Here is a 4,818-nt window from a genome sequence, read left to right as displayed (position 1 = left end):
ATCCCTCTTCCTACCACTCCGCTTTCGCCGCTGCTACCTTCGATACCCACTCAGGACAGCGAAGACTCAGTATTATTGATGAGACCTCGTTTTTTGCAGCTTGGGACAGTTCAAATCCAACATCCAAATACCATGATAGACATCCGCACGGAATTTAAGGACTCGAAGACCAACATTGGTCCCGTTGTGATTCAACTTCCTGCCATACCCCGGATTGGTGATGTCATTCAAGACGCAGGTTGTGTGCAATACACAGTCACACGAGTTTTGTGGATTCCATATACCAGATCGATCGAACCCAATCAGCCACGAATCGAACTTACCGTCGAAAAATTGCGTCTGTAGAATTTTATATGATTCAAATCAAAATCGACAATAGTCAGATTAACGAGTCTGATGAATGGATTAAGGATGAAACCGGTTGGATGAATTTGGATTCTTTAGTTCGACCCATAAGAGAAGCTGGCTTTAGAGGAACCGGTGAAATCACTGTTGCGAGCATAAGGCAACGAATCGAGGCCAGAATGCAGATTGGAGAGAGAAGCGGAGAATTCAGAGAACGCCCTCTGATAAACCATGACCAAACACAAAACGAGTTTCGTTTTTGCATCTTTTGGAGGTATGTTGAGGAGACATCTGCGGATGAACCGAATCCCTCGCTGATATGAAATATCTTGTTCGCACGTCAGGGAATGGGACTGAGGGGCCGTTCACCACGGAAGAACTTTGTGACAAGTATTCTCGCGGCGAGATTGATGAGAATTCTGATGTTGCTCATTACATTGGCGCAGGCCTTTCAAAGTCATTCAAAGCCATTTCCTCTGATCCAGATTTGCTGGAGAGACTTCGACTTGCTCGCACTAGGTTCATCAATCAATGCGCAAATGCAGCTGCTTTGGAGCATCAAGAACTTGTAAAAACACTCTCAAAAGCCATCTCTATACTCGACCATCACTTAGCTAAGGATTCCGATTGGGTGGATATCCAGCCAACAGAGCGAAAGTTTTTGGAACACATTTTCGCGAGCATCGTATCAACCAATCTTGATGATTGGGACGATCTGTATCGTGCGATTTATAAAAGGTATGTTCAGTTTCCAGGGCGTGAGCGTTATCTGAACCTTCTTTCAGCGTGTCGTAATAGTGAGCTATCCAAGTCGCCCGTTTCCGATTCAAGAAATCAGCTTCATATGGCCGCCACTCTGTTGCTGTCTACTCAGCTAAGAGGCGTTGATCAAAGCCTCCGGCAAATTCACAACGAATTATCTGATGATGACACTGATTCTCATGATGAATAGCGGTGCAAGGCCAGGAAAATGACGTCAGGGTGCAACAAATTGACAGCCTTCGGCCGGGATCGGTCAACTCACACACCTCTGAGCCACGTTCTCAAACCGTCCAGTCCTCGATCTTCAAGCCTTCGACGCGACTGAACTCGTCCGTGTTGCTCGTCACCAACGTCCATTCGTGCTGGAGCGCGATGGCGGCGATTGTCAGGTCATGCGGACCGATCACTCTCCCCTGGCTCTCCAGCTTCTGGCGCAAGTGACCAGCGATGGCAGCGGATTCGTCATCGAATGGCACCGAGACATGGCGGTTAAAAAGGCGTTCGAGCATGGCGAAGCGGGCGTCCTCAAGCTCACAAAAAAGAGTTTTAGGGCCTGGTGGCAAACAAAGACTGAATGAGCTTACACCATGTCAGCGGATTCACCTGAACGGCGGTTTTCATGATGCTCCGAAACCGAGGCTCACGCCGTGGCACAGGCAAACACCCACACTTGCCACTACTACCGATCCAGCTTTCATCCCGCTTACGCCATGCCTGACGAACCCAACATCGACGACCTCGTCGCCGCCATACGACCTTTGGCGGCTGAGATCGTCGCTCTTCAGAAGCAGATGAAAGCGATGGGCATGTTTGCCAATGACCGAGAGCTGCTGGAGTTGCCGATGCGGGTCAGGTTGTCTGTGGCCGGGCGTTCCTGGATTACTTGCCGATGCAGAAGGTGGAGAAGATGACGTCGAGGATGCGTTCGACATCGACCTGGCCGATGACGTCGCCGAGGGCGTGGAGGGCTTCGCGGATTTCGAGGGCGATGAATTCGGGGGCTTCGTTGGCTTCGAGAGCGGAACGGGCGGCACGGAGGCGGTCGGCGCTGCGCTCGAAGGCGGCTTTGTGGCGGGCGTTGATGGCGACGGGATGGTCGGCAGCGAGCGGTCCGGCATTGGCGATGATGGCGCGGATGGCATCGCGCAGGGCTTCGATGCCTTCGCCGGTGACGCAGGAGAGCGGGATGGCGTGGGGGTCGCTCTTCCAATCCGCATGGAGGCCGAGGTCGGCTTTGTTGAGGACGAGGAGGCGGCGGCGGGCGAGTTCGGGGGGCAGTGAGAAGCGCGGGTTGCGGGCAGGTTCATCCTTCGCAGTGCTACGGAGAATGGAAGTGCCCGCATCACTTCCATCGACGACTTCGATGACGAGGTCGGCGCGGTCGAGTTCGCGTTCGGTGCGCTGGATGCCGACGCGCTCGATGTCGTCGGTGGAGTCGCGCAGACCGGCGGTATCGACGAGACGCAGCGGGATGCCGTGGACCTGGATGATCTCCTCGATAGTATCGCGGGTGGTGCCGGCCGTGGGGCTGACGATGGCCCGCTCGAAACCGAGGAGGAGGTTGAGCAGGCTGCTTTTCCCGACGTTCGGTGCGCCGGAGATGACGGTGCGGGCACCGTGGCGCAGGATGCGGCCCTGCTCGGAGGTGGCGATGAGTTTTTCCGCGCGCAGGAGCACGGCGTCGATGCGCTTCAGCAAATCGGCCCCGGTTTCGGGCGAAATATCCTCCTCGGGGAAATCGATGTAGGCCTCGATGTGGGCGAGCACGGGGATGATCTCCTGCTGCATGGCCTGCGCCTCGCGGCCGATGGCTCCGCCGAGCTGCTCATTCGCGGCACGCAGGGCGAGGGTGCTCTGCGCGTGGATGAGATCCATCACCGCCTCGGCCTGCGTGAGGTCCATTTTGCCATTGAGGAAGGCACGCTGGGTGAATTCGCCCGGTTCAGCAGCACGAGCGCCGCAGGCGAGCAGGCGCTCCAGCACGCGCTGGGTGACCAGAACGCCGCCGTGGCCGTGAAACTCGATGACGTCCTCGCCGGTGTAGCTGGCGGGGCCTTTGAAGTGCAGCAGCAGGCCGTGATCGAAGGCCGTTCCACCGGCATCGACGGCGTGAACGAGATGGGCGAGGCGGGGGGTGAGCTTGGGCGGCAGTTTGAAGGCTTTTTCAGCCACCTGCAGCGCCTGCGGCCCCGACATGCGCACGACACTGATCGCAGCCTCGCCCAAGGCGGTGGAAATGGCGGCGATGGTGTCTGAAAGCATCGGCGATGGTGAAAGCGGCCGAAGAAAAGTGCAAGAAGCGATGTGCCGCGGATGCAAGCCACGAGTTCTTTGGCGCTGATGTCTTGATCGCTGGATTTGAACCGTCTATCCTCAAACGATAATTCGTCTCCCGCCTGACCAACCTCTTGCATGCCAGAATCCATCCCCCCAGAGCCAGCCACCACCGGATGGACGCCGCGTCCGCTCGAATGGGGTGAGACCACCCTCTACTTTGTCGGGTCCTTGATCGTCGCAGCCCTGGGCACGTGGTTTATTCTGCGGCACAGCGGGCGGATTGGCCTGGATGAACCCGATACGCGCCGAAAACTGCATGAAAAGGCGATCCCCCGGCTCGGTGGCGCCCCGATCTTCCTGGCGACGGGACTGGCCTGCGTGGTGGCAGGCTACATCGGCGGCCTGGGCTGGAGCCGCTGGCTGCCGGTGGCCGTGTGCAATGCACTGATGTTCAGCGTGGGTTTTGTCGATGACCTGAAGCCGCTGGGAGCCAGGGTAAAGCTGGTGGGACAGATCGGGACGTCGCTGATCCTGTATTCGCTTGGCGTCTCCATCGACGTGCTGAGCAATCCTTTTGGCGAAGGGGGCATTACTCTCGGCTGGTGGAGCCTGCCGATCACGCTCGTGTGGCTGGTGAGCATCCCGAACATTCTCAATTTGATCGATGGCATGGACGGGCTGGCGGGAGGATTTGGGTTGTTTCTGTGCCTGACGCTGGCTGCCATCGGCCACTACGGTTCGCAGCCGGATGTGGTGGTCGTGTCGCTTGCGATGGCCGGGGCGCTGGCGGGCTTCCTGATCTTCAATCTGCCACCGGCCAAGATCTTCCTGGGAGACGGCGGGGCGTACCTGATCGGCTTTTTCATCGCGTCCGTGTCTTTATTTACCTCCAACAAAGGCACGGTGATCGGTGCGCTGCTGGTGATCATCATCGCGCTCGGGGTGCCGATCCTGGACACCTTGTTCGCCATCATCCGGCGCACGATGCGCGGCGTGTCGATCTTCAATGCGGATGCGGAGCACATCCACCACCGGCTCATCCTGCTGGGATACAGCAAAGGGCGTGCGCTGGCGGCGATGTATGCCGTGTGCCTGGCGCTGAGCCTGGTCGGCCTGAGCATTCTGGTGACCAAGGGGTATGCGCTGCCGACTGCGGGCGCATTGATGTTCCTCCTGGCCATGTGGACAGCCCGTTATCTGGGTTACGTGAAGAGCTGGGTGAACTTCCGCAAGCAACTGGGGGAAGTGATGGAGCGGCGGCGGCAGAGGGAATTTTTCCGCGCCTATGGGCGGGTGCTGGACTTCGAGGTGGAGCGCTGTGAGACCCTGGAGGGCTTTTCCGCGCTGTTTGCGCATGGTCTGGAACGAATGGGGATGAAAGCCCATGGGACGGCCGACCACTGCCCGGAGATCCTGACGCTCGGCTCCGGCCTG

General features: G+C 57.8%; 7 protein-coding genes. 5 read left to right on the top strand and 2 right to left on the bottom strand.

The window, feature by feature from the left end; translation table 11 throughout:
* From IAE77_RS00390 to IAE77_RS00380, 3 genes are all read left to right on the top strand, one after another.
* On the top strand, window positions 1–345 hold a 345-nt coding region (locus IAE77_RS00390; RefSeq protein WP_294219673.1), incomplete at its 5' end, for a hypothetical protein.
* An 8-nt stretch (window positions 346–353) separates the two neighbouring features.
* Complete coding sequence (locus tag IAE77_RS00385; protein WP_294219672.1) at window positions 354–668, top strand: hypothetical protein; 315 nt, start codon at window positions 354–356, stop codon at window positions 666–668.
* The gene (locus IAE77_RS00380; RefSeq protein WP_294219671.1) at window positions 665–1,297 is read left to right on the top strand and encodes a hypothetical protein; all 633 of its coding nucleotides are present in this window, start codon (window positions 665–667) and stop codon (window positions 1,295–1,297) included. The genes IAE77_RS00385 and IAE77_RS00380 overlap by 4 nt, the downstream gene beginning before the upstream one ends.
* Window positions 1,298–1,388: 91 nt before the next feature.
* Here the strand turns inward: IAE77_RS00380 and IAE77_RS00375 are convergent, their stop codons facing one another.
* Entirely contained in the window at window positions 1,389–1,616 is a 228-nt protein-coding gene (locus tag IAE77_RS00375; RefSeq protein WP_345780944.1) for a PIN domain-containing protein, read from the bottom strand.
* A gap of 201 nt (window positions 1,617–1,817) precedes the next feature.
* Between IAE77_RS00375 and IAE77_RS00370 the strand changes: the two genes are divergently transcribed.
* Window positions 1,818–2,018 carry a hypothetical protein gene (locus IAE77_RS00370; RefSeq protein ID WP_294219669.1) on the top strand — a complete coding sequence of 67 codons (201 nt, stop codon included), beginning with the start codon at window positions 1,818–1,820 and terminating at the stop codon, window positions 2,016–2,018.
* On the opposite strand, the gene mnmE is transcribed toward IAE77_RS00370, so the two are convergent.
* Window positions 1,987–3,369, bottom strand: a complete 1,383-nt coding sequence (gene mnmE / locus IAE77_RS00365) for a tRNA uridine-5-carboxymethylaminomethyl(34) synthesis GTPase MnmE (protein WP_294219668.1) — start codon at window positions 3,367–3,369, stop codon at window positions 1,987–1,989. The genes IAE77_RS00370 and mnmE overlap by 32 nt on opposite strands.
* A gap of 150 nt (window positions 3,370–3,519) precedes the next feature.
* Between mnmE and IAE77_RS00360 the strand changes: the two genes are divergently transcribed.
* On the top strand, window positions 3,520–4,818 hold a 1,299-nt coding region (locus IAE77_RS00360; protein WP_294219667.1), incomplete at its 3' end, for an MraY family glycosyltransferase.

It is taken from the genome of Prosthecobacter sp. (assembly GCF_014879935.1).
Taxonomy (GTDB): domain Bacteria; phylum Verrucomicrobiota; class Verrucomicrobiia; order Verrucomicrobiales; family Verrucomicrobiaceae; genus Prosthecobacter.
This window is presented reverse-complemented; position numbering and strand designations above follow the sequence as displayed.

Coding starts and splice junctions, on each gene's coding strand:
- IAE77_RS00385 (WP_294219672.1), top strand. CDS start 354: ATGATTCAAATCAAAATCGACAATAGTCAGATTAACGAGTCTGATGAA.
- IAE77_RS00380 (WP_294219671.1), top strand. CDS start 665: ATGAAATATCTTGTTCGCACGTCAGGGAATGGGACTGAGGGGCCGTTC.
- IAE77_RS00375 (WP_345780944.1), bottom strand. CDS start 1,616: ATGCTCGAACGCCTTTTTAACCGCCATGTCTCGGTGCCATTCGATGAC.
- IAE77_RS00370 (WP_294219669.1), top strand. CDS start 1,818: ATGCCTGACGAACCCAACATCGACGACCTCGTCGCCGCCATACGACCT.
- mnmE (WP_294219668.1), bottom strand. CDS start 3,369: ATGCTTTCAGACACCATCGCCGCCATTTCCACCGCCTTGGGCGAGGCT.